This is a genomic window from Halomonas sp. LC1 (assembly GCF_030247125.1).
Taxonomy (GTDB): domain Bacteria; phylum Pseudomonadota; class Gammaproteobacteria; order Pseudomonadales; family Halomonadaceae; genus Vreelandella.
Genome location: NZ_JASSPG010000007.1, coordinates 1 through 23,854 on the forward strand (window position 1 = coordinate 1; position 23,854 = coordinate 23,854).

Below are 23,854 nucleotides of genomic sequence, written 5' to 3' on the forward strand. Positions count from 1 at the left end.
GCGGCTCAAAACCCAAACCGGGTGAAATTTCATTAGCGCACCACGGCGTGCTGTTTTTGGATGAGCTGCCGGAGTTTTCCCGCAACGTTTTGGAAGTATTACGTCAACCGCTGGAAACAGGGGAGATACATCTGTCTCGCGCCAGCCATGAACGGCGGTACCCTGCTCAATTTCAGCTCGTTGCCGCGATGAACCCTTGCCCCTGCGGGCACCTGGGCGACCCACGCCAACGCTGCCAGTGCAGCGCCAGCCAAATTCAGCGCTATCAGGCACGGCTCTCTGGCCCGCTGTTGGATCGTATTGACCTGCAAGTGGAAGTGCCCGCGCTGCCACCAGAGCAGCTCACCGCACAAACTCAGGGCGAACCCTCCAGCGCGGTGCGCGAGCGGGTGATGGCGGCTCGGGAGCGGCAAATGACCCGGGGCGCGCTCAACAGCCAGCTCAGCGGTAAAGCGCTGGAAGCCGCCTGCGCCCTCAATGATGAAGAGCGCGCCTGGCTGGCAAGCGTGCTGGAAAAGCTCAAGCTCTCCGCCCGCGCCTACCACCGCGTGCTACGCGTTGCCCTCACGCTGGCCGACCTGCAGGGTGAGCCCAAACCCTCCCAGCCGCACTTTATCGAAGCCATCGGCTACCGGCAGTTGGACCGACTGTTGAAGGGGGCATAAGCCCCCTTCGTCATTTGGCATGTGTCGCCGCGAGAGAGTCGACTAAGCGTTGGCACAGCGCATCCAGCTTTTGGCCTGTGGCCTCGTCGTTCAGCGCGCCGCTGTCGTTAAAAGCGCTGCCTGCTTTGGGGAGCGACAGCGGCTGGGGCAGCACGGTGAGGCTCAAGTTAGCCAGTAACTGCTGGCCTAGCGGTAGCGCGCGAATGCCGCCCAAGCCACCGGGGGAAGCGGCTACGAGCGCCGCCCACTTACCGGCAAAGAGCCCCAAGCCCGGCGTGTCCCCGTAGGGGCGTGAAAGCCAGTCCAGGGTATTTTTCAGCAGCGGCGTGATAAAGCCGTTGTACTCCGGCGAAGCGATCATTAGCGCCTGGTGGTCCGCCAAGATCTCACGCAGTTTCAGCACGTTCTCCGGCATCCCCTGCGCTTCGATATCTTCATCGAACAGCGGACAGGGATACTCTTTTAAATCGATAAACGTGGCCTTGCCGCCTAACGCCTCGATGCGCTGGGCGGCGTATTTTGCGAGGCGTTTATTGAGCGAACCTTCCCGGGCGCTACCCGCAAACACCAGGACTTTTGGGGATGTGGGGGTGGTCATGGTTTCTCCTTTGATGGGGTTTCATGCACGTTGTCGACAAAGTGGTCGAGCGCTTCGAACAGCACTTGACGAATCGGCTCGGCTTCGTTCACCAAGTGGTGGCGCGCTTCCGGGTGGCGGTGAATCTCCGCGTTGGGGAATTTTTCCGCCAGAATGGCAAGGTTCCACTCCCAGTCCACGGTCAGGTCCTGCTCGCCTTGCAGAATGAGCGTGGGCAGCGGGTTGGGCGCAAGCGCCAATAGGCGCGGCATCCAGCGGCGCATGGCGGTGATCCAGGCCACGCTTAAGCGTTCTGGCTGTAGCGGGTCCTGGTCGCGTAGAAAGGCGGTGAACTGCTCATCGGTGGAGTTGGGGCGATACTTGCGCGGCAGCTCTTTTACAAAGGGGCTGGCAATTAAATGCAGCCAGCTGGCCTGGCTCCAGCGCCAGGGGCGCACCAGCGGTGCCAACAGCACAATGCCTGCCCAGCCGGCCGTGTCGCGGCGGGTGAGCGCATCGGTGGCGAGAATCGCCGCGCCAGTGCTTTGGCCCACGCCTAGCCACGGTGTTGGCGCCATGTCTAAGGTTTGCAGCGTCTCCTGGAGGTGTGCCAGGCAGTGCTGGTAATCGTCGAAATCTTCGATTTCCGCCCGAGGGCCGCTGGAGAGCCCGTGACCCGGCAAATCCCAGAGCACCACGCGCCAGCCTTTCGCCAGCAGGCAGCTGAGTAGGTGGCGATACAGGCCTAAATGGTCAAAGTAGCCGTGAATCACAAACGCGGTGCCGGTGGGCGCAGGCGGGCTCCACACTTGGCACCACAGCGCGAACCGCCCGGTATCAATAAACCCGGCGTGCACTTCGCTGGTGTCGTTGAGCAGCGTCTCTAAGCCGTAGTGGCGAAAGTAGTCATGCACAGCTTCCGTGAGCGCATCGCCCGGGGTCAAACGGGAGAGCGATGTCTCACCTTGCGCCTGCCGAAACAGACCTTCCAAGTGTTGGAAATTATGCATCAACGTCTCTCCGTGAACACCACACTTCCATGGGCTGAGTAACAGCACAAAATAACAGCGGCGGTGGCGCCCGCTCTTATCATTTGGTCGAGCATTTTACCGCTTTAGGGTCTACGCTGTTTACATGCCCGCGCAGGTGTGGAAGTATTTTCCATAAATCACCATTTACCCTGACCGTGGCACTCTAATCAACCACGGGCACCTTCACAGGAGAACCCCATGAACGAGCGTATCACGCGTCACCGTTTACAGGTGGCAGCCGACCTAGATCGTTTCATCAACGAGCAGGCTCTGCCAGGCACCGGCGTCGACGAAAGCGCCTTCTGGGCCGGTGTCGATGCTCTGTTTCACGATTTGACCCCGAAAAACCGCCAGCTGCTCGAAGAGCGCGACACGCTGCAAGAGAAGCTGGACGCTTGGCACCGTGAGAACCCCGGCCCGGTCAGCGACATGCCCGCCTACCGCAGCTTCCTGAAAGAAGCGGGCTATTTGGTAGACGCGCCGAATAGCGTGAAAGCCACCACGGCCAATGTTGACCGCGAAGTCGCCACGCAAGCAGGCCCGCAGTTGGTGGTACCGGTGAGCAACGCCCGCTACGCCCTGAACGCGGCCAACGCCCGCTGGGGCAGCCTGTACGACGCGCTGTATGGCACCGACGCCATCTCCGAAGAGGACGGCGCGGAAAAAGGCACCAGCTTCAACCCGAAACGCGGCGAAAAAGTCATCGCTTACGCCCGTGGCGTGCTGGACCGTGCCGCCCCGCTGGCCACTGGCTCTCACCGGGATGCCGTGAAGTACGCCATCCGCGACGGCCACTTGGTCGTCAGCCTGGAAGGCGGTCGTGAAACCGGCCTGAAAGACGCTGGCAAACTGATTGGCTTTAACGGCGACGCCTCCGCTCCCGAATCGATTCTGCTGGCCAACAACGGTCTGCACCTGGAGATCCAGGTCGATGCCAACCACCCCATCGGCAAAACCGATCCGGCGCACGTCAAAGACGTCGTGGTTGAAGCCGCGCTGACCGCCATCATGGACTGCGAAGACTCCGTCGCGGCGGTGGATTCTGAAGACAAAGTCGGTGTGTACAGCAACTGGCTCGGCCTGATGAAGGGCGACCTGGAAGAGACCATCGAAAAAGGCGGCAAAACCTTCACCCGTAAGCTGCACGCCGACCGCACTTGGCAAACCACTGACGGCAACACCGTCACACTGCCGGGCCGCTCGCTGATGTTCGTGCGCAACGTGGGCCACCTGATGACCACGCCTGCGGTGCTGGACGAGAACGGCAACGAGCTGCCGGAAGGCATTCTGGACGCGGTGGTCACCTCGCTGCTGGCCCTACACGACCTGAAGAAAGACGCCGACCAGCCGCGCAACTCCCGCGCAGGCTCGGTGTATATCGTCAAGCCGAAGATGCACGGCCCGAAAGAAGTCGCCTTCGCCAACGAACTGTTTGGCCGCGTCGAAGACATCCTGGGCATGAGCCGTGACACCCTGAAAATGGGCATCATGGACGAAGAGCGTCGCACCACGGTGAACCTCAAAGCGTGTATTGCCGAAGCGACCTCTCGCGTGGTCTTCATCAACACCGGCTTCCTGGACCGCACCGGCGATGAGATGCACACCGCCATGGAAGCAGGCCCGATGGTTCGCAAAGGCGATATGAAGAGTGCTGCGTGGATCACCGCCTACGAGAAAAACAACGTGCAGGTCGGTTTGGCCTGTGGCCTGCGCGGCCGCGCCCAGATTGGTAAAGGCATGTGGGCCATGCCAGACCTAATGCACAACATGCTGGAGCAGAAGATTGGTCACCCGAAAGCCGGTGCCAACACTGCGTGGGTACCTTCCCCCACCGCTGCTGCCCTGCACGCCCTGCACTACCATCAGGTGAACGTGGCCGACGTTCAGCGCGAGCTGGAGGCCCAAGGCGAGCCGGACTTCCTGGACGACCTGCTGAGCGTGCCGGTGGCGGAAAACGCCAACTGGTCAGAGGAAGAGATTCAGCAAGAGCTGGATAACAACTGCCAGGGCATTCTGGGTTACGTGGTGCGCTGGGTGGAACACGGTGTAGGCTGCTCCAAGGTGCCGGATATTCACAACGTTGGCCTAATGGAAGACCGCGCCACGCTGCGTATCTCCAGCCAGCACATTGCCAACTGGCTGCATCATGGCATCGTCGATGCGCCCCGCGTTGAGGAAACCCTCAAGCGCATGGCGAAAGTGGTTGATGAGCAGAACGCCGGCGACCCCACGTACACCGCCATGAGCGCCGACTTTGAAAGCTCTACCGCGTTCAAAGCCGCCTCTGACCTGGTGTTCAAGGGCCGCGTACAGCCGTCTGGCTACACCGAGCCGCTCCTGCACGCATGGCGTCAGGTACACAAGGCTAAGTAAGCCCTATCGCTTAATAGCCCCCAGCCCCAAGGCTCGCGCCTTGGGGCTTTTTTATTTATGCTGACTTACGTTAACGTAAAAGAAACACAGCAAGCTACGCGACAATTTGATGCGCTGGCAGTAGGTTGCCGAGAGGGTCTTATGCCAGGGCCGTGAAATGCTTCCTTGCAATCACGGCATTCCCGCCATCCATGGCGGTCAGTGGCATAAGTAGCGCCCAGGGACGGGTTCACAGCACCCTCTCGGCGGCCTACTGGCAGCAGATTCCCAGCCTGTCAGAGTGAATAACAACAATGACCGTGATGACCGCCGAGCAGATTGAGCACTTCCTGGATGAGGTCTTTCCCCAGCGAATGGGCAAGATAGTGAGCGTTGGAGAGAGGTGCGCCACCATGCGGCTAAGCATTGGCCATGAGCATCTGCGCCCTGGCCCTCGCGTTTCCGGCCCCACCATGATGGGCTTTGCCGATGTAGCGCTGTACGTGGCGATACTGGCCCAAATAGGCCCCGAAGCGATGGCCGTGACCAGCGATTTAAACTGCCACTTTCTACGCGCAGCCTCCGGCGACCACGACATTATTGCCCACGCCAAGCTGATCAAGCTGGGCCGACGCTTGGCGGTGGGCGAAGTGCAAATCTTTTCCGCCAGCGATGACACGCGCCCCGTGGTGCATGTCACCGCTAGCTATGCGCTGCCGGATAAACCCTAGGCTGCCAAACAGCGCGGTCGTTCACGCCTTAACGCGCTCAACTCACTTTGGGGAGCTGGTCGATCAGTCGATCCAGCGTCATCGGGTAGTCTCGTACGCGGATGCCAGTGGCGTTATAGATCGCATTCGCCACGGCCGCCGCCACGCCACAGATGCCCAGCTCCCCCACGCCCTTGGCTTTGAGCGGCGTCGAGGCGGCGTCGGTGGTGTCCAAAAAAATCACCTCCTGCTCCGGAATGTCCGCATGCACCGCCACCTCGTAACTGGCGAGGTCGTGGTTGACGAAAAAGCCGCGCTCCACATCGGGGGTGAGTCCCTCCATCAAGGCACTGCCCACGCCCATAGTCATCCCCCCAATCACCTGGCTGCGCGCCGTGACCGGGTTGAGAATGCGCCCTGCGTCGCACACCGCCAGCATACGGCGCACACGGGTTTCGCCGGTATGGGCGTGTACGGCCACTTCAACAAAGTGCGCGGCGAAGGTGCCGATTTGCAGCGTGTCTTTGAAGTCGCCAAAGTGGATGGTGTCTTCTGCGACCAGCTCTTCGCCATCAGCCACCTCCGCAAGCGCTACCTCCGTGGTGCCTGCGATCACCCGGCCCTGTTCAAACCGCGGCGAGTTCATACCAAGGCGCTGGGCAATCTCCTCTTGTATCTTCAGGCAGGCCGCGTAAACACCGGCGGTGGCGCTGGCGGCACCAAACTGCCCGCCGGAACCCGACGAGACCGGGTAGTCGCTGTTGCCCAGCCGTACCTCCACGTCCTCTAGCGTCAACCCCATGGCTTCCGCGGCGGTTTGAGCAATAATCGTGTACGAACCGGTGCCGATATCGGTCATATCGGTCTCGACCACCAAGCGCCCAGCCTGCAAACGCACCCGGGCGCCGGAATCCATGGTGGGCGCGCCGCGATAAGCCCCTGCCATGCCGTGGCCGATCAGCCACTGCCCTTCCCGCTGGCCGCCTGGGGTGCGGTTGCGCGCCTTCCAGCCAAACGCCTCGGCCCCTTTTTGCAGGCACTCTACGTAGTGGCGGTCGCTAAACGGTTTGCTGGGGTCTTCCGGATCGACTTGGGTGTCGTTGAGGATGCGAAATTCTACCGGATCCATGCCCAGCTTCTCGGCCATTTCGTCCATGGCGATTTCCAACGCGGCAAGGCCGGAGGCTTCGCCGGGGGCGCGCATATCCGCCGACTCGGGAAGGTCCATCTCGATAGCCGTATGAGCCACGCGGCGGCTTGCACCGGCGTAAAAGGCGCGGGTTTGGTTGACCGGGTTCTCACCGCTGCCGCCGGGCAGCGTATGGGAAAACGCCGAGTGGTCGAAGGCGGTAATCCTGCCCTCGGCATCGGCGGCGATACGCAGGCGCTGAACAGTGCCGGAGCGGTGGGTGGCGTTGTTGAACACCAGAGGGCGCGGTAGCGCGAGCTTAACCGGCCGCCCAGCCGCCCGAGAGCCGAGCGCGGCCAGCACGGTATCTGCCCGCAGCCAGAGCTTGCCGCCAAAGCCGCCGCCCACATAGGGGCTCTCTAGACGAATGGTCTCGAGGTCAATCGCAAAGGTGGTGGCCAGCGCTTTGCGGGTCCAGGCAATCATCTGGTTGGAGGTCCAGACCGTCATTTGTCCGCCATCCGACCAATCCACGATGGAGGCGTGAGGCTCCATCATCGCGTGGCTTTGGGAGGCCGTGCGGTAGACTTCATCCAGCGTTACCGCTGCGTTTTTAAAGGCCGCATCCACATCGCCCACATCAGAGAGTGGCTCGTCGGGTGTTTGCTGCTCCCAGGCGGCGTCTAAATCAAATACGCCTTGCTCTTCTTGGTAGCGCACGTCAATCAGAGAGGCAGCACTTCGCGCCTGCTCTAAAGTGTCGGCCACCACCACGGCAATGGCCTGATGGTAGTGGGCAACCGTATCGCCACCAAACAGGCGCGCCACGTTGCTTTTGGCTTGCGCCAGCGGTTCTATATCTAGGGTGGTGACCACCGCGGCCACCCCAGACGCGGCGCGGGCAGCCGTGGCATCCATATGGGTAATGCGCCCTTTGGCGATGGTGGCACATAGCGGGTAGCCCACTAGCTGGTGGGCCGCTACGTCATGGCGCTCGTAGGCATAGGGGGCTTGGCCGGTCACTTTGAGCGCACCATCGATGCGCGCATGGGGCTTGCCGACAATACGGGCGCGGTCAAACAGGTTATCGTCGGTCGATTGATTGAAATCCATCGGTTACTCCTCGGCCAGCAGCGCGGCGAGCGTTCGCTCTGCCAGGGTCAGCTTGTAGGCGTTCTCTTCAGTCGGGCGGGCACCATCCAGCAGCTCAGCCATCACTGCGGCTGCGCCTTGGGGCAGCGCGGCATCCGCCGCATCGCGCCGCCAGGGCCGTGGGGCCACGCCGCCCAGCGCCACACGCCCCGTGCCGTCCGGTGCGTGAATCAGCGCCACTGAGACCAGCGCAAAGGCGTACGAAGAGCGGTCGCGCACCTTGAGGTAGGCATGGCGCCCTTCCATCGGCGCGGGCAGCACCACCCCGGTAATCATCTCGCCCTTGGCCAGGACATTTTCTACCTCGGGGGTATCGCCGGGCAGCTGATAGAACGCATCCAGTGTTAGACTGCGGGTCTCGCCCTCGGGGGTAATGGTTTCCACGCGGGCATCCAGCGCTTGTAGCGCCACCGCCATATCGGAGGGGTGCGTGGCAATGCACGCATCAGAGGTACCAATCACGCCGAGCTGCCGAGTGGTCGCGCCTTTTCCCAGCGCCGCGCAGCCAGCGCCCGGTGAGCGCTTATTGCAGGGCATGGCGGTGTCGTAAAAATAGGGACAGCGCGTGCGCTGCAGCAGGTTACCGCCGGTGGTGGCTTTGTTGCGCAGCTGGCCAGATGCCCCCGCCACCAGCGCCCGGCTCAACACGCCATAGGCTTCACGCACGCGTGGGTCGGCCGCCAGGGTGCTATTGCTGACCATCGCCCCCACGCGCAGGCCGCCTTCTTCCGTAGCCGTAATGGCGTTCAACCCCGTGCCGCGCACATCGATCAGGTGCAGCGGGGTTTCGATCTCGTGCTTCATTAAATCCAGCAGGTTGGTGCCGCCAGCAATGAATTTAGCGCCCGGCACCTCGGCCGCGCGGGCCGCTGCTTCGGCGGGGCTAGCCGCCCGCTCGTAGGAAAAGGCTCTCATGCGCGCTCCTTGGCAACCTGGGTAATGGCCTTGAGGATGTTGGCGTAAGCGCCGCAGCGGCAGAGGTTGCCCGACATCCGCTCGCGAATCTCGGCATCGGTGATCTCGATAGGCGCGGTGAGATCCGCCGTGACATGGCTGGGAATATTGGCGGCGATCTCCTGCAGTACGGCGTTGGCCGAACAGATCTGCCCCGGCGTGCAGTAGCCGCATTGAAAGGCATCGTTATCCACGAACGCCTGCTGCATGGGGTCTAGCTGCTCTACCGTGCCCACGCCTTCGATGGTGGTGATCTCGTCACCTTCGTGCATCACTGCCAGGGTGAGACACGCGTTGATGCGTTCGCCATTCACCGACACGGTGCAGGCGCCACACTGGCCGTGGTCGCAGCCTTTTTTGGAGCCGGTGAGCGCTAGATGTTCCCGCAGGGTATCCAGCAGCGTGGTGCGGTTATCAAGTGTCAGGGTGTGCTGGGTGCCATTCACCACCAGCGTCACGGTTGAGCGCGGCACTTCTTGCGGTGCCTGATCGCGGCGCTGTTCAGCGCTATTTGAAGCGTTCATAAATCGGTGCCTTCCCTGCTCATTGCTGTTGCTTATCGACGGTCTCGCCCCTTCAGCATAGACATAAATCGGCGGCAGCGACCTGACGCGTGCCAAGCGGCTGCGCTACGCTTAGCGCAACGACCCGCGCTAAGCGGGCAGGGTGACTCACGAAAGGACGCGACATTGATGCAACACTTGGATCGACAGGTGATTGAAAACGCCCTGGCGTGGTGCCAGCAGGGCCGCCCTTTTTGGCTCTGCACGGTGCTGGCGACCTTTGGCTCCTCTCCTCGCGAGCCGGGTTCCTGGATGGTGGTGAACAAAGCGGGAGAGGCCATTGGTTCGCTGTCCGGGGGCTGTGTGGAGGAGGACTTTCTCCAGCGCGTCAAAGAGGGGGCGTTTGAGCGCCCGGTGACGGTCATCCGCTATGGCGACCCGGACGACGTTCAAGGGGCTAACGTAACGCTGCCCTGCGGCGGTATCCTAGAAGTGCTGATTGAGCGCCTGCCCGCCACCCAAGCCACCGAAGCGCATCTCACTACGCTGCTGGCGACGCTAGACGGCCAGCAGCCACTGGTGCGCCATGTCGACCTCCCCAGCGGGCGCGTTGGCTTTCACGAGGATGCCTCGCTTGGCCCGCGAGTTTACCGTGAGCAGGTGCAGGGGGAATCCGAGCGCATCTACCTGCGCGTTGCCCCCGCCAGGCGGTTAATTATTGCGGGCATCTCCGCCATTACCGCCCCTTGCGCGGCCTTTGCCGTCACGCTCGGGTTCGAGGTGATCGTATGCGACCCAGACGCCACCGCCTGCGCGCAGTTCTCCGTGCCCGGCGCGTTGGTCAAGGCACAGCTGCCGTCCCAATACATCGCCTCCGGCGCTTGCCATGGGGCGACGGCAGTGGTGGCGCTCACTCATGACCCGCGCATCGATGACTTAGCCATGATGGAAGCCGTACGCACCCCCGCGTTCTACATTGGCGTAATGGGCTCTCAACGCACCTCCACCGCCCGAGCAGAGCGGCTGATACGCTCCGGCGGGCTCACCCAAGCGCAGGTGAAGCGCCTGCATATGCCCATTGGCCTGGCGCTGGGCAGTAAAACCCCGGCGGAAATCGCCCTAGCAGTGATGGCGGATATCGTACGGGTGCAGCACGGTAAGGCCGTGGATGAGCTTTAATCGCCATGAGCGCTAACCACGTCGTCGCCCTGATAATGGCGGCAGGCTACTCGCGGCGCTATGGCGAGGCCGATAAGCGCCAGGAGCGTCTTGCCGATGGCCGAACGCTGTTGGCCACCACCGTTGCGCGCACCGAGCAGGCGTTTAGCCAGGTACGGGTCGCGATTCGTGAGGAGGACGACGCGTTTCAGCTTGGCTTGGCTGCCAGCACGCCGCTGATTCGGCTGCGCCAAGCGCACCTGGGGCTGGGCGTCAGTTTGGCCGAAGCGGTGGCGGCGCTAGGCGGTGATTGCCGCCTGAACGACAGCAAGGCGGTGGCGGTACTGCTAGGCGATATGCCGCGTATTCACCCCGCGACGCTGCGAGCACTGCAGCAGCAGGCCACCCGCGATACCATCTGGCGACCGCGCTACGGCGGGCAGCCCGGCCACCCGGTGCTGTTTGGCCGGGCTTTTTGGCCGGAACTAGCGCATTTACGAGGCGAAACGGGCGCTAAGTCGCTGATTCAGCGCCACCCATCCCACTACCATACGCATGACGTCGACGACGCGGGCACTCTGTTCGATATCGATACGCCAGACGCGCTTGCCTGCTTTTAGCGTTTAAGCGCTCATTCGATTATCAAAGAAACCATTTAATAAACATTATAGAGTAGTGTGTGCATGCCACTGCCACACAGCGATCGATGAATGTTACTGCCCAACCTATTACTGGATCCGCAGGCGCTGAGTGCTTTGCAAGGAAAGCACGATGTTCTCCTGGTGATACTCTCCTGGCTAGTTGCTCTGGCGGCATCTTATGCCAGCTTGGAAATTATTCGTCTCGTCGGGAGCACCTCGTCGTCGCTCTGGCGCAGCACTTGGCTCGCCGCGGGGGCCAGCGTAATGGGCGCGGGCGTCTGGAGCATGCATTTCGTCGGCATGCACGCCTACCGGCTGGCGTTTCACGTTAGCCACGGCCATCTATTAACACTGCTTTCCGTTGTGCCCGCCATCGTCGGTAGCTTGGTGGCCATGACGCTGCTCTGTCGCGAGAAGCTCTCGCACCGCACGCTGATTCTCGCGGGCACGAGCCTGGGGCTGGGGATTGGCGTGATGCACTATAGCGGCATGGCCGCCATGCGTATGCCCGCCACGCTCTACTATGCGCTGGATCTATTTTTAGCCTCGTTGGTCGTTGCCGTTGGGCTGGGCATTTTGAGTGCCTATGCTTACCGCTTATGCCGTCTTGAAAACGGCAAAGCGCGCTATCAGCGGTACGCGTTCATATCTGCGCTGTGTATTTCGCTCGCCGTCAGTGGCATGCACTACGTGGCCATGCAGGCTGCCTGGTTCGTGCCCATGAGCGATGCCGCCGAGCACGCCCACATAGAGGGCTCCCAGTGGCTTATTTTTGTGATCAGCGGGGCAGCCGTTTTTGCCGCGCTGCTGACGGTGCTGACGGTGCTGGCGATTAAAATCCAGCGCCGCCTGGAAGACAGCGAGCGCCACGGCCATATGACGCAACGGCGTCTACTGGAAGTGATTGCCGCTCTTCAGGATGGCGTGGTGCTGTTCGATGATAGCGCCCGCATTCGGCTGTGTAACGGCGCCTTTGAGAAACTGACGGGCATGACCCACGCGCAGCTCGTCGATGCCGATATCACCCAAGTGCCCTACGCCAAAGATAGCCAGACGCTCACCCCCACCATTCACCACGCACTGGTGGCAGAAGGGGAGTGGAGCGGCATGATCACGGCGCTGCGCACGAATGGCGATGAGTACCCGGCATGGCTCAGCATCAGCCGCGTGAACTATGCCCACAGTAAAGATCGGGATTACGTGGCCCTGATCAGCGACCGCACCGACGAGCAAAACGCGCAGCAGCGGATTCGCTATCTGGCTTACCATGACATGCTCACCGGCTTGCCAAACCGCTTGGCACTTCAGGAGTATTTGACGACACACCTGCAGGATAGCCGTCATCAGGGCCACTACTCGGTGCTAGCGCTGTTGGACGTCAACCGTTTCAAAGTGCTGAACGACAGTATGGGCCAGGATATCGGCGACGAGCTGTTACGACAGCTCGGCAGCCGCTTGCAGCAGCAGGCCGGACAGGAGGTGATGGCAGCCCGCTTGGACGGTAATGAATTTGCGCTGTTGTCCACGTTCACTGCCACGGATCAAGCCACCGCCGAACGGCGGGCGTACCAGCATATCGAGCAGGTACTGGCGACGCTGGTGGCCGATTATCAGCTTCACGGGCACACCTACCCTTGCAACATCAACGTGGGCATGCTGATTTTTTGCCCTCGTGAGATTGAGAGCGTCGGGCAGCTGTTCAAACGCGCCGGGCTGGCACTGTTGGAAGCCAAGCGCCAGCGAGACGGTGTGCCCAAGCGCTTCTGTTCGGAGCTGGAGCAGAAACTCGAAGAAGATATTACGCTGGAGCGTGAGCTGCGCCTGGCGATCAATAGCGGTGCGCTTAGCCTGCATCTTCAAGCCCAGGTAGATACGCACCACGACGTCATCGGTGCCGAAGCCCTGGTGCGCTGGCACCACCCACAGCAGGGGATGATCTCACCGGGGCGCTTTATTCCCATCGCCGAGCAAACCGGACTCATTTTGCCCCTGGGCGCTTGGGTGTTAAAAGAGGGCTGCCGTCTGCTCGGCGAGTGGCAGCACGACCCACGCCTGCGCCATTTAAAGCTCTCGCTCAACGTGAGCGTGCGTCAGTTCCAGCAGCCCGATTTTGTCGAGCAGGTCACCACCACGCTGCGCGCGACCGGCGCCCCGCCTGAGCGTTTGACGCTGGAGCTTACCGAATCGCTGCTGATGAGCGACCCGGAAGGCACCATCGACAAGATGCGCCGACTGCGGCAACTGGGCATTCGCTTTGCGCTGGATGATTTTGGCACCGGCTATTCGTCGCTGGCGTATCTCAAATCGCTGCCGCTGGACACGCTCAAAATCGACATTGCCTTCGTCAAAGATTTGACCCTGGACATGCAGGCGACGCCGATAGCCGCCACCATCATCGCCCTGGCAGAGAGCCTGGGGCTAGACGTGATTGCCGAGGGCGTGGAAACCAACGATCAGTGTACGGTGCTGGCGCGCTTAGGGTGCCATGTGTATCAGGGCTACTACTTTGGCAAGCCAGCACCCGCAGCAGCGTTTACGCGACGCAATGGTGCCTCTTCTCCTACAGCGTCATGAACGGCTGGGCGTCTTGATTGCTGAACATATACACGTGATAAGGCTCGCTCTGGGGCCCAGGCATGCCCGGTGTGCCAATCGGCATACCGGCTAAGCCGATGCCATCGACCTCAGGCTGCTGGTCAAACAGTGCCTCAACCGCCTCCATCGGCACGTGCCCTTCGATCCAGTAGTTGCCTATCTCGATGGTGTGGCAGGAGCCCATGCCGTAAGGCACGCCCGCCTGCTGCTTAATATCACCCAGCTCGACGTCATCGATGATGGTGACGTCTACGCCAAGTTCTTCAAGATGACGCGCATACTCATCGCAGCAGCCACATTGAGGGTTCTTATACAGAGTCGCCTCATCCGGCAGCGCCGCTTGGGCTGTTGCGGCACCAAACATCAGTGCACCGGATACCAAGAGCGCCGTGGCGTTACGTTTCATATGTATCTCCTGTTAAATGGTCTCTGTTGTAAAGCTTACAACCTAGGGGTTACCCATAGGTCAAGCCCGCTGCAGCATCATCAGCCCGGTTATTTGACCTATGGGCGGCACTGGGTTCTACGCTAAAGGGTGGACGTTGATCGCAAGACGACAAGGAGGCTAACCATGGCAGCAACGACCCACCACACCGCACAGGTGTATCGGATGAAAACCGCCGAGCACATGTGCCCGTTCGGCTTGAAGACCGTCGACTTGCTCAAACGCAAAGGCTACGCGGTGGATGACCATACTCTCACCAGCCGTGACGACGTCGACGCATTCAAGGCACAGGAAGATGTCGATACCACGCCGCAGGTATATATCGATGGCGAGCGGATTGGCGGCTACGAAGACGTGCGCGAACACTTGGGTATGAGCGTTCCCAATGCCAAAGAGACTACCTACCGCCCGGTGCTGGCCATTTTTGCCGTCGCGCTATTGATAGGCCTGGCGATGAGCTGGGCAACCGAGGGCACGCTGCTCACGGCGCGCATGCCAGAGTTTGCCGTGGCAACCGCGATGGTGCTGCTGGGCCTGCAGAAGCTGCAGGACATCGAAAGCTTCAGCACCATGTTTCTCAACTACGACCTGCTCGCCCAGCGCTACGTGCCCTATAGCTACGTTTATCCCTACGCCGAAACCGCCGCCGGGCTGTTGATGCTGGCGGGCACGCTGATTTGGGTAGCCGCACCGCTGGCACTGTTCGTCGGCACCGTGGGCGCGGTATCGGTGTTCAAAGCGGTTTACATCGACAAGCGCGAACTCAAGTGCGCCTGCGTGGGTGGCAATAGCAACGTACCGCTCGGCTTTGTGTCGCTCACCGAAAACCTGGTGATGATCGGCATGGGCCTGTGGATGCCGCTGCGCCTACTGCTGGGCTAGCGTCGATTAAGAGCGGCTTAGCAGCGCCGTGACGCCCAGGGCCAGCCAGCCGGCCATCAGCAGCAGCCCGCCAATCGGCGTCACGATACCTACGCTCAACCCGGCCAGCGCCATCAGGTAGAGCGAACCGGCAAAGGCCAGTACGCCTAACGTCCATAGCGCCAGTACGACCTGCTGACCGGGGAGCGGACGGTGGCTACGCCAAGCCAGCACCGCCAGCATAGCCAGCGTGTGCCACGCTTGGTAGCGCACGCCGGTTTCCACGATATCCACCATCGCAGCGCTGGTGCGTGCCGCTAACCCGTGGGCGGCGTAAGCCCCCAGCATCACCATGGTTGCCCCTAAAAGCGCCACCACACACCACCATAGCTTGTCGATTCGCTGCACGCCTGACTCCTTTTCACCTATGTTGGCGGCGCATCGCCACCCCGTTAATCATTGAGATATTCACCCCGCTGCATACCTTGCACGGGTCGAAACCGCTACAATAGAGGCCGTTTTGCCTCATCCACCAGGGTGCTTACTGTTTATGTCTACCCCCAATGAGTCGATACAGCTTACGCTCAACGGCGAACCCTACGCCATGACCTCTGGCCTCACCGCTGCCGACTTGGTCGAGCAACTTGGCCTGGGCGGGCGTCGTATCGCTGTCGAAATCAACGAACAGATTGTGCCCAAGAGCCAACTGGCCGCGACCCCGCTGGCCGCAGGCGACCAGATCGAAGTGGTCCACGCCATTGGCGGCGGCTAGCTGCCGGTGCTTTTTCAAGGAATCGCTATGACGCAACTGACTGATACACCGTTCACCATTGCCGGACGTGATTTTAGCTCCCGCCTGTTAGTGGGTACCGGCAAGTACAAAGACTTTACCGAAACCGGTGCGGCCATTGCCCAGAGCGGTGCCGAAATCGTCACCTTTGCCGTACGCCGCACCAACCTTGGCCAAGATGCCGATGCGCCGAACCTGCTCGACGTCATCTCGCCCAAGCAGTACACCCTGCTGCCCAATACCGCTGGCTGCTACAACGCCAAAGATGCCGTGCGCACCTGCCGCTTGGCCCGCGAACTGCTGGATGGCCACAACCTCGTCAAGCTGGAAGTGCTCGGCGATGACCATACGCTCTATCCCAACGTGGTCGAGACGCTCAAAGCGGCCGAGACCCTGCTGGCCGACGGTTTCGACGTGATGGTGTACACCAGCGATGACCCGATTGTGGCACGCGAACTGGAAGCCATGGGCTGCTGCGCCATCATGCCGCTGGGCTCATTGATTGGCTCGGGCCACGGCATTCAAAACCCGCATAACGTTCGCCTCATCGTGGAACAGAGCAGCGTGCCGGTTCTGGTGGATGCAGGCATTGGCACGGCCTCCGATGCCGCCATGGCCATGGAGCTTGGCTGCGACGGCGTGCTGCTCAACAGCGCCATTGCCCACGCCCGCGACCCGCTGCGCATGGCCAACGCCATGAAGCTCGCCGTCGAGGCTGGCCGCGATGCGTTCTTGGCAGGCCGCATGCCGCGCCGCCAAAGCGCCGACCCCTCTTCGCCTTTTGCAGGCCGAATCAACGGCTGATACAGAGACACCATGACCGATACGAACGACACCGCGCCCGAGAGCAACACCACTGGCCCCGAAAGTGCCGATGCGCCGCTGCACCGCCGCGGCATTAAAAGCTATGTGATTCGCGCCGGGCGCATGACCCAAGCCCAACAACGCGGCCTGGAAGACGTATGGCCGCGCCTGGGGCTGACCATTGCCGATGGTCGCCAGGATTTAGACGCCCTGTTTGGCCGCCACGCCCCCCGCGTGGTGGAAATTGGCTTTGGCATGGGTAACTCGCTGATCGAGCAGGCCGAAACCCACCCGGATACCGACTTTATCGGCATCGAAGTGCACGCCCCCGGCGTTGGTAAACTGCTCGATGAGGTGGATAAACGCGGCCTGACCAACCTGCGCGTTTACCGTGAAGACGCCCTGGCGGTACTGGAGCAGTGCCTGCCCGAAGGCTCGCTGACCACGCTGCAGCTGTTCTTCCCCGACCCGTGGCCGAAGAAGAAGCACCATAAGCGGCGCATCGTGCAGCCTGCGTTCGTGGAGCTGATTCGCACACGCCTCAAGCCCGGCGGCACGTTCCACATGGCCACCGACTGGGAAGCCTACGCCGAGTGGATGGCGGAAGTGATGGAAGCCGCCCCCGGCTACGCCAACACCGCCACCGCCGAGACCGCGCCTTACGTGCCCCGCCCGGCCTTCCGCCCGCTCACCAAGTTTGAGGCCCGCGGCGAAAAGCTTGGCCACGGCGTGTGGGATCTGATTTACCGGCGGGAAGCGTAACGCTTACTCAAACGCCGTGAGTGCAAAGCTGTCGCACTCGGCCACCTTGGCAAACCACGCCTGCAGCCGTGGAAAGCGGTTCGGCCACTCAAAGGCCGGTAAGCGAAAGCTGAGGTACGCCAAGGCGACAGCGACCACAATTGCCCCTAGCGTGCGCTGGGTATGACCGGCCAGCACGCTAGGGTGCGCTTCCAGCGTCACCAGCGTGCGCTCAATCGCTTTTAACCGTCGGCTTCCTAACAGCGTCTCATCCACGTCTGGCCCGCCATGCTTGCGGCCAATCACCACGTTGAACGCCGCCTCCATCAAGCCCTGCCCTAACCCCGCCAGCGCCAGGTTTTCCGCTAAACCATCCGTTGGTAGCAGCTTCGCGCCTTCGCCCACGGCATCCAGATAGTGGGCAATCAGCAGCGATTCGGTCAGCACCTCGCCGCCTTCCGTCACCAGCGTCGGAATACGACTCAGCGGGGTAATCTTTAAAAGCTCGCTATCCGCCGCCCAGGGGTCGCACCAGCAAAGCTCAGTGTGTGCCATCAGCCCTTTTTCATACAGGCAGATCCGTACCACACGAGCGTAGGGGGAAGAAGTATTGAGGTAGAGCTGCATAGTGGTCTCCCATCGAGGTCATGAATCCGTATCGTAAATCACGGGAAGACACTACAGGAGCCCCAAAAAAAGAAAGCCGCTCCATGGGGGAGCGGCAAAAGACCGTGACTAGCAATGAGAGGGAGAAACCATGACAGGAAACTGGCGGTTTCTGTCGTGGTTGCCAGCGTCTCATCAAACGCTGACCATCACAATATAATCATTCTCATTTACCCCGTCAACACAAATGCGAATACTTTTTATTTATTTTTTAGATCAACTGATGAGCTGGAGCCACAACGGCAGCGTCAGCATGGCGAGCAGCGTTTGTCCGGTAATGATGGCTGCCATTAATTCCGCATCGCCTCCCAACTGGCGGGCAAGAATGTAGGCCGAGGTCGCCGTGGGCAGCGCGGCAAACAGCAGCGCGACGTCTCGGCTCACGGGGTCGAGCCTCAGTAGCCACGCCAACAGCAGGACCAAGGCGGGCATCAGCAGCAGCTTGATCGCGTTTGTGGCGATCACGCCACGGTCAAGACGCAGCAGCGCCATGGGCCTGAGCGCCACGCCCACAGCCACTAGGCCCAGCGGCAGGGCTGCGCGCCCCAGCAGCGAGACGGTCGCCTCGCTCCATCCAGGCAGGCCAATACCGCTAAGATTCAGCCCAATACCGGCCAGACACGCCAAAATGAGCGGATTTTTCGCCAATGCCAACGCGCTCTTACCCAGACTTGCGCTACCCAACGTGCCCGCCGCCACGAAACTGGCCACGCACATGACGTTCACCACAGGCACCATGAGCGCCACGGCCACCGCTGCCGTGGTGGCCCCCAACGAGCCATGCAGCGCCGCCGCCCCTGCCACGCCCACGTACGTGTTGAAACGCACGGCCCCTTGAAACACCGAGGTGAACGCCGGCGCGTCGAGTGCCAACCAGGCGCGAAAATGCCACAGCAGCAGGCCAAACAGCACCATCGCTCCCAGCAGCGCCAGCGCTAATCGACCGACGGGCACTTGGCTCACGTCGGCCGTTGCCAGCGTGCCGATCAGCATGGCCGGGAACAGCACGAAATAGATCAGCCGCTCCATCTGCGCCCAAAATTCGACGCTCGGCCAGCGGCCCGCTCCCAAGGCGGCGCCCAATAAAATCAATAAAAACAGCGGCCCTAACGCTCCGGTAATGCTCTCCATTGTTATTCCTTATCAAGTGCGACATCCCAGCACAGCGACATCTGCGGGATAGCTGTTACCATGAATTGCATACCATGAAACAAATTTCCCGCCTTATGGCCTGCGTAGCGACTATTCTGCCATGAAGAATTTGCTTAAACCTGTCGAGGTGACGGGTTTTCCAGCGCTCAAAGTGCTTATCCTGGTGACTGGCCTCGCGCTGGCCGCATGCACGTGGTACGTCTTTGCTAACTGGCTGCGCGACGATAGCGATATCGTGTGGTTCTCCCCCAGCGGTGAATGCAATTTGCATCAAACGCCCTGTTCGGTAACGCTGGGCGACAAAGGCCATCTCACGCTAGCTATCGATACCGACGGCCGCATCGAGGCACTGGAAGTGCTGCCGCTGGATGTCGAGGTAGAGGGCGTAGCCCCTAACCAAGTGACGGTCGATTTTGTGGGTCGCGGCATGGACATGGGGCTCAACCGGTTCGCGCTCACCGCCACGGCGCCGGGCCACTTTCACGGTCAGGGGCAAGTCGGCGTGTGTACGCAAGCCGTCATGCCTTGGCGGGCGCGGGTCATTCTGGAAACGCCGGACGGTAAGCTGGGTAGCTGGTTCGATTTCGACGTGACAAGGAGTTAAGCACATGGCAATACGCAAGCCACTGTGGCTAGGCATCGCCCTACTTGCCCTTCTACTGGTCGTGGCAAGCGTTGGCATGTACCAACTCCGCGCGGGTGAGGATCCCGACGAACCGACAGGCGGCCCCATCGCCATGCCGTCGACACAAGGCGACTTCTCCCTGGCTCAGCTCGGCGACGACGAGATTGCCATCGTCTCCTTCGGTTACACCTACTGCCCTGATGTCTGCCCCATGAACCAGGCGGTCAAACGCCAGGCCCTGGCGCAATTGAGCGATACCCAGCGTGAACGGGTGGTGCCTGTCATGATTACGGTAGATCCAGAACGCGATACGCTCGACCGGATGAGCGAGTATATGCAGTTCTTCGGCGAAGAGTTCATTGGCTTGGTGGGTAGCCAAGCACAGCTGACCGATGTCGCTGAGCGCTACGGGGTGATTTGGCGGCGGGTCGACGCACCAGAGTCGGCCATGGCGTATACCATCGACCACAGTGCGTCGCTGTTTTTGGTCAACCGCGATGGGGAGATCCTGCAGCGGGTGCTCTACTCCCCAACGCCACACGGGTTAGTTTCGGCGTTGGAGAGCGAGCTTAGCGGCTCATCGTGACGAAACCGTCCTTCAAACGACCGTGGCGCCGTGGCTGGATACCTTAGCGGTCTGAGGACGTTTCGCTCGTCTGATCGGCCTGCAGGCGGTCCAACATGGCCATCAGCGCCTGCGCCTGGGTGCCATCGCGGGTATCGTGTAGCGGATTGATCTGCCACGTACTCTCCGCGAACCCCCACCAGTCCCAGCACGCTTGCGGATTGGCCATACTGCTCTCCGCCTGTGGATACAGCACCACCTGGGCATGTTCCGCCGCCCAGCGGTTCAAACCGCTGTAACGCACGAACGTATCCCCAATAGTCTCTGCGTTCATCTGGCAACCGTGCAGCGCCACGGTAACCGGGCAGCCGCCCGCTTCACACGCCTCGGGCACGAACAGATAGCCCGTATCGGCAAAGCCCTTCACTGCGAAGTCAGACTGGTCAAAGGCCAACAGCTCACCTTCGCTGGCGTTCGCCTCGCGCTCGGGATAAAGCCACGCCTGCATCTCCCCCGCCACGTCGTCGCCGCAGGCCAGCAGGTGGCTAGCGCCGCCGTTATGGCAGTCGCCCAGCGACTGCGGGTCGAGGGACGCGTCGTTGGGCATTGCCACTGGCCAGCCGTGTCCGGTGTTGTCCCGCTGAACGAAACGTAGCTGCTGCTCCGGGTCCGCTAGCCAGCGCTGCCACTGCTGTGCGAGCAGATCGCCCAGCGCAGGCGAGATCGTTTCGTCTGACGCGCCATGCCACACGAAGGCGCGAAGCTGGCGAAGCGCCTCTTGGCTGCCTACCTGCTCCATCTCTGCGTAGCGCTCGCGGCGCTGCGCCAGCTCGTCCAAAGACGGCAAGCCACGTCGGGTCATCATGCACTGATTGAGGGCCGTACTTAATGCCCCCTGCGCACAGCCCCACGGTCCAGCCGCCAGGACACCCAACCCGCTAAAACGCTCGGGCCACGCTACCGCGAGCTGAGTGGCCATGTAGCCCCCTGAGGAGACGCCCACCACGCTCGCCTGATCGCTCGCTGCCGCCAGCGCAGGTAAGCCAGGCGTCTCTTCTTGGGCATGGGCAGCGCTGCTACCCAAGACGATAAGCGCCGCCATCCAGCGGCGCTGACGAACGGCCATGCCCATGGCTTATTCGATGCCTAGTAGTTCGACGCGGAAGGTCAGCATTTCGTTCGGGCCGATCGGACCCTGACCGCGTTCGCCGTAGGCGAGATCCGCCGGAATGTAGAGCATCCAGCTATCACCCACGCTCATGAGCTGCAGCGCTTCTTGCCAGCCTTCGATCACCTGGTTGACCTGGAAGCTCACCGACTCGCCACGCTCGAAGGAGCTATCGAACACGGTGCCATCCAGCAGCATGCCTTCGTAGTTCACTTCGACGGTGTCTTCGGGCCCTGGTGTGGCGCCGTCACCGGATTCGATCACTTCGTACTGCAGGCCCGACTCGGTCACTTCGACCTCGTCACGCTCGGCATTGTCGGCCAGGAAGTCTTGTCCCTCTTCCAGGTTCGACTGGGCCAGCTCGGCGGCCTCCTGCTCGCGTGCTTCCATCGAACGCTCTTGGAAGGCCATCAGCGCTTCCATCATCTCTTCTTCGTTCATCGCTAGCTCGTTGCCATCAAAGACATCGCGCATACCATCGGTGAACGCATCCAGATCGAGATCGTCGATGTCTGCCTGCATGCTTTCGCCCAGGGTCACGCCCAGGCTATACGCCAAGCGCTGCTCGTCGGTTTCCGGAGCGGCGGCGGCAAACGGCGCCACCAGCAGCAGGCCAGTGAGCGCGGTAGAAGAGAGTAATGCTTTCATGGAAAAAACCTTATCCAGCGGCGCAGCGCGCCAAATGTTTTTGGGTGCCTCAAAGACTAACACCCGCCGCCTCAGGCTGCATTACCTGAAACGACGGGTGCTCTTCGGACCACGCGGTTGCGTAGAGGTTTAGCCTGATGGCCTCACATTAGACCACTAACGTCGGGCAATGCGCGGCCCCGGCCACGCGTTGGGAAACGCTGCCCAGCAGCAAATTCTTTTCCCCGTTGGTTCCCTGTGCGCCAATCACGATCAGATCGCACTCCCGCTTACGAGCAAAGCGCACGATGGTGCGGGAGGGACGTCCGCCTTTGACAAAAGCCCGCACGCGAACGCTGTCGGCGCCCAGCTCGATGGCATGAGACTTGGCGTGCACGGCAATCTCGGTGGCGTACTCTTTGAGCGCGTCATCAGGAATATCCAGACGGTTGGGACGCACCATGGAGAGCGACGCTTCCAACAGGCTGTGGTGTTTGAACACGCACAGCAGGTAGAGCTCGGCCCCGGTAAGCATGTGCAGACCAACGGCTTTTTCGAGCGCTTTGATGGCCCCCTTGGAGCCATCGACGGGAATCAGAATGCGATTGAACATCCGCGTTCTCCTTGTGACTGCTTAACGGAAGGCAACATCACGCAGGAACAGCGCAATTTGCGGGAACATGATCAGCAGGGCCGCCGCCAGAATCAGCATAAAGATGAACGGTGGCGTCCCTTTGATCACCTCCCAGTAGGGGCGCTTGAAGATCGCAATGGCGGTAAAGATATCGCAGCCAAAGGGTGGCGTGGCCGAGCCTATCGCGACCTGCAGGGTAATCAGAATACCCACCAGGACCGGGTCGAGCCCGGTGGCCGCAATCGCCGGTGCAAAAATCGGTGTTAGCACCAGAATGACCACGATGGGGTCGACGAACATACACGCCACGAAGAACGAAATACAGATGGCGATCAGTACGCCCGTGGGCCCGGCCTCGTTGACCCCGACGGCCTCGAGAATCGCCTGAGGAATCTGCGCGAACGAGATGATCCACGAGAAGCCGTTGCCGACGGCCACCAGAATGAACACCACGGCGGTAATCAGGCCAGTGGATTTAGCAATGGCGTAGATGTCGCGCATTTTCAGCGAGCGGAAAACGACGAACTCCAACAGCACGGCATACAGCACGCAGGCGGCCGCCGCTTCGGTGGGGCTGAAGATACCGCCATAGATCCCACCGACGATGATCACTGGAAAGCCCAGCGGCCAGAGCGCTTTTTGCACGGCCGTGGCGCGCTCTTTCCAGCTCGCGCGCTCTTCGGTGGGCACGTCCTTCACGATGGCGTAAATGATGCAGTAAGTGGAGAACATGAACAAAATCAGAAGCCCCGGCCCGATACCGGCGATGAACAGCTCGCCGATCGACGTACCGGAAATGACCCCATAAATAATCATGCCGATGCTGGGCGGGATCAAAAAGGCAATGTCGCTGGCATTGATAATCAGCGCCAGCGTAAAGGGGTCCGAGTAGCCCGCTTTGAGCATCTTCGGGCGCAGCGGTGAGCCCACCGCGACCACAGTGGCCTGGGTCGACCCCGACACGGCACCAAACAGCGTACAGGAGGCCGCGGTGCTGACCGCCAAGCCGCCTTTGATATGGCCAATGAAGGACATCACCATATCGATGAGGCGGTTAGCCGACTGCCCTCGGGTCATGATGTCGGCAGCGAGAATGAACATCGGCACGGCAATCAGCGACGCCGGACGTATGCCCGCCATCATCTGCTGAATCAGCGTATCCATCTGGCCAAAGCCGTTGAACATCATATAGAAGCCGATCACCGCAGCGGTGATCAGCGGGATCATCATTGGAAAGCCCAGCAGCAGCAGGGCAATCATGGTGACTACCATTATCGTCGTCATAGCGTTCCCCTAGGGTGCAATCCCT

The 23,854-nt window shown here is 61.2% G+C and carries 25 protein-coding genes; 12 read left to right on the forward strand and 13 right to left on the reverse strand.

Translation table 11 applies throughout. The features are described from left to right. A partial coding sequence (locus QIT27_RS12000; RefSeq protein ID WP_285263958.1) for an ATP-binding protein occupies positions 1 to 665 on the forward strand: 665 nt, incomplete at its 5' end. 10 nt (positions 666 to 675) lie between these two features. Here QIT27_RS12000 and QIT27_RS12005 read toward each other — a convergent pair. Together QIT27_RS12005 and QIT27_RS12010 are read right to left on the reverse strand one after the other, a co-directional pair. Then, entirely contained in the window at positions 676 to 1,263 is a 588-nt protein-coding gene (locus tag QIT27_RS12005; protein WP_253018591.1) for an NADPH-dependent FMN reductase, read from the reverse strand. Next, positions 1,260 to 2,252 carry an alpha/beta hydrolase gene (locus QIT27_RS12010; protein WP_285263959.1) on the reverse strand — a complete coding sequence of 331 codons (993 nt, stop codon included), beginning with the start codon at positions 2,250 to 2,252 and terminating at the stop codon, positions 1,260 to 1,262. Before QIT27_RS12010 ends, QIT27_RS12005 begins: the two co-directional genes overlap by 4 nt. A 219-nt stretch (positions 2,253 to 2,471) precedes the next feature. Between QIT27_RS12010 and QIT27_RS12015 the strand changes: the two genes are divergently transcribed. Beyond that, complete coding sequence (locus QIT27_RS12015) at positions 2,472 to 4,646, forward strand: malate synthase G (protein ID WP_285263960.1); 2,175 nt, start codon at positions 2,472 to 2,474, stop codon at positions 4,644 to 4,646. Positions 4,647 to 4,939: 293 nt separating this feature from the next. Next, complete coding sequence (locus QIT27_RS12020; RefSeq protein WP_285263961.1) at positions 4,940 to 5,356, forward strand: PaaI family thioesterase; 417 nt, start codon at positions 4,940 to 4,942, stop codon at positions 5,354 to 5,356. 37 nt (positions 5,357 to 5,393) lie between these two features. Here the strand turns inward: QIT27_RS12020 and paoC are convergent, their stop codons facing one another. Genes paoC through QIT27_RS12035 form a run of 3 tightly spaced genes read right to left on the reverse strand, consistent with a single transcriptional unit; the run spans position 5,394 to position 9,094 of the window. Further along, complete coding sequence (gene paoC / locus QIT27_RS12025) at positions 5,394 to 7,577, reverse strand: aldehyde oxidoreductase molybdenum-binding subunit PaoC (protein ID WP_285263962.1); 2,184 nt, start codon at positions 7,575 to 7,577, stop codon at positions 5,394 to 5,396. A gap of 3 nt (positions 7,578 to 7,580) precedes the next feature. Next, positions 7,581 to 8,531: an FAD binding domain-containing protein gene (locus tag QIT27_RS12030; RefSeq protein WP_285263963.1), complete on the reverse strand. Its 951-nt coding sequence runs from the start codon at positions 8,529 to 8,531 to the stop codon at positions 7,581 to 7,583. Further along, entirely contained in the window at positions 8,528 to 9,094 is a 567-nt protein-coding gene (locus QIT27_RS12035; RefSeq protein ID WP_285263964.1) for a 2Fe-2S iron-sulfur cluster-binding protein, read from the reverse strand. Before QIT27_RS12035 ends, QIT27_RS12030 begins: the two co-directional genes overlap by 4 nt. A gap of 168 nt (positions 9,095 to 9,262) precedes the next feature. On the opposite strand from QIT27_RS12035, the gene QIT27_RS12040 reads away from it, so the two are divergent. The 3 genes from QIT27_RS12040 to QIT27_RS12050 all read left to right on the forward strand — a co-directional run bounded on the left by QIT27_RS12040 (position 9,263) and on the right by QIT27_RS12050 (position 13,446). Next, complete coding sequence (locus QIT27_RS12040) at positions 9,263 to 10,252, forward strand: XdhC family protein (protein WP_285263965.1); 990 nt, start codon at positions 9,263 to 9,265, stop codon at positions 10,250 to 10,252. Between the two features lie 5 nt (positions 10,253 to 10,257). Further along, positions 10,258 to 10,851 (forward strand): nucleotidyltransferase family protein, encoded by a 594-nt coding sequence (locus tag QIT27_RS12045; protein ID WP_285263966.1) that lies wholly within the window; start codon positions 10,258 to 10,260, stop codon positions 10,849 to 10,851. A 90-nt stretch (positions 10,852 to 10,941) separates the two neighbouring features. Further along, positions 10,942 to 13,446, forward strand: a complete 2,505-nt coding sequence (locus QIT27_RS12050; RefSeq protein WP_285263967.1) for an EAL domain-containing protein — start codon at positions 10,942 to 10,944, stop codon at positions 13,444 to 13,446. On the opposite strand, the gene QIT27_RS12055 is transcribed toward QIT27_RS12050, so the two are convergent. Further along, entirely contained in the window at positions 13,433 to 13,873 is a 441-nt protein-coding gene (locus QIT27_RS12055; RefSeq protein ID WP_285263968.1) for a DUF411 domain-containing protein, read from the reverse strand. The genes QIT27_RS12050 and QIT27_RS12055 overlap by 14 nt on opposite strands. Positions 13,874 to 14,038: 165 nt before the next feature. Here QIT27_RS12055 and QIT27_RS12060 point away from each other — a divergent pair, with 165 nt between their 5' ends. Next, entirely contained in the window at positions 14,039 to 14,794 is a 756-nt protein-coding gene (locus tag QIT27_RS12060; protein ID WP_285263969.1) for a MauE/DoxX family redox-associated membrane protein, read from the forward strand. Between the two features lie 6 nt (positions 14,795 to 14,800). Here QIT27_RS12060 and QIT27_RS12065 read toward each other — a convergent pair whose 3' ends face one another. Further along, the gene (locus QIT27_RS12065; RefSeq protein WP_253018611.1) at positions 14,801 to 15,181 is read right to left on the reverse strand and encodes a DUF423 domain-containing protein; all 381 of its coding nucleotides are present in this window, start codon (positions 15,179 to 15,181) and stop codon (positions 14,801 to 14,803) included. 142 nt (positions 15,182 to 15,323) lie between these two features. Here QIT27_RS12065 and thiS point away from each other — a divergent pair, with 142 nt between their 5' ends. Genes thiS through trmB form a run of 3 tightly spaced genes read left to right on the forward strand, consistent with a single transcriptional unit; the run spans position 15,324 to position 17,129 of the window. Beyond that, entirely contained in the window at positions 15,324 to 15,545 is a 222-nt protein-coding gene (gene thiS, locus QIT27_RS12070) for a sulfur carrier protein ThiS (protein ID WP_285263970.1), read from the forward strand. Positions 15,546 to 15,572: 27 nt separating this feature from the next. After that, complete coding sequence (locus QIT27_RS12075) at positions 15,573 to 16,367, forward strand: thiazole synthase (protein WP_044629869.1); 795 nt, start codon at positions 15,573 to 15,575, stop codon at positions 16,365 to 16,367. 12 nt (positions 16,368 to 16,379) lie between these two features. Next, on the forward strand, positions 16,380 to 17,129 hold the full coding sequence (gene trmB / locus QIT27_RS12080) for a tRNA (guanosine(46)-N7)-methyltransferase TrmB (protein ID WP_285263971.1): 750 nt from the start codon (positions 16,380 to 16,382) through the stop codon (positions 17,127 to 17,129). Positions 17,130 to 17,132: 3 nt separating this feature from the next. Here trmB and QIT27_RS12085 read toward each other — a convergent pair whose 3' ends face one another. Next, positions 17,133 to 17,735 carry a glutathione S-transferase family protein gene (locus QIT27_RS12085; RefSeq protein WP_285263972.1) on the reverse strand — a complete coding sequence of 201 codons (603 nt, stop codon included), beginning with the start codon at positions 17,733 to 17,735 and terminating at the stop codon, positions 17,133 to 17,135. A 255-nt stretch (positions 17,736 to 17,990) separates the two neighbouring features. After that, positions 17,991 to 18,905: an AEC family transporter gene (locus QIT27_RS12090; protein WP_253018617.1), complete on the reverse strand. Its 915-nt coding sequence runs from the start codon at positions 18,903 to 18,905 to the stop codon at positions 17,991 to 17,993. Positions 18,906 to 19,026: 121 nt separating this feature from the next. Between QIT27_RS12090 and QIT27_RS12095 the strand changes: the two genes are divergently transcribed. Beyond that, a complete protein-coding gene (locus tag QIT27_RS12095) occupies positions 19,027 to 19,530 on the forward strand; it encodes a hypothetical protein (protein WP_285263973.1) in 504 nt (167 codons plus the stop codon). 4 nt (positions 19,531 to 19,534) lie between these two features. Further along, a complete protein-coding gene (locus QIT27_RS12100; protein WP_253018621.1) occupies positions 19,535 to 20,137 on the forward strand; it encodes an SCO family protein in 603 nt (200 codons plus the stop codon). A 43-nt stretch (positions 20,138 to 20,180) separates the two neighbouring features. Here the strand turns inward: QIT27_RS12100 and QIT27_RS12105 are convergent, their stop codons facing one another. The 4 genes from QIT27_RS12105 to QIT27_RS12120 all read right to left on the reverse strand — a co-directional run bounded on the left by QIT27_RS12105 (position 20,181) and on the right by QIT27_RS12120 (position 23,829). After that, on the reverse strand, positions 20,181 to 21,248 hold the full coding sequence (locus QIT27_RS12105) for an alpha/beta hydrolase family protein (RefSeq protein ID WP_285263974.1): 1,068 nt from the start codon (positions 21,246 to 21,248) through the stop codon (positions 20,181 to 20,183). A gap of 3 nt (positions 21,249 to 21,251) precedes the next feature. Next, positions 21,252 to 21,932, reverse strand: coding sequence for a BamJ family beta-barrel-assembly machinery protein (gene bamJ / locus QIT27_RS12110; protein ID WP_159343528.1), 681 nt, complete (start codon positions 21,930 to 21,932; stop codon positions 21,252 to 21,254). A 148-nt stretch (positions 21,933 to 22,080) separates the two neighbouring features. Then, on the reverse strand, positions 22,081 to 22,524 hold the full coding sequence (locus QIT27_RS12115) for a universal stress protein (protein ID WP_159343529.1): 444 nt from the start codon (positions 22,522 to 22,524) through the stop codon (positions 22,081 to 22,083). A gap of 21 nt (positions 22,525 to 22,545) precedes the next feature. Then, a complete protein-coding gene (locus QIT27_RS12120; protein WP_159343530.1) occupies positions 22,546 to 23,829 on the reverse strand; it encodes a TRAP transporter large permease in 1,284 nt (427 codons plus the stop codon). Positions 23,830 to 23,854 lie beyond the last annotated feature (25 nt).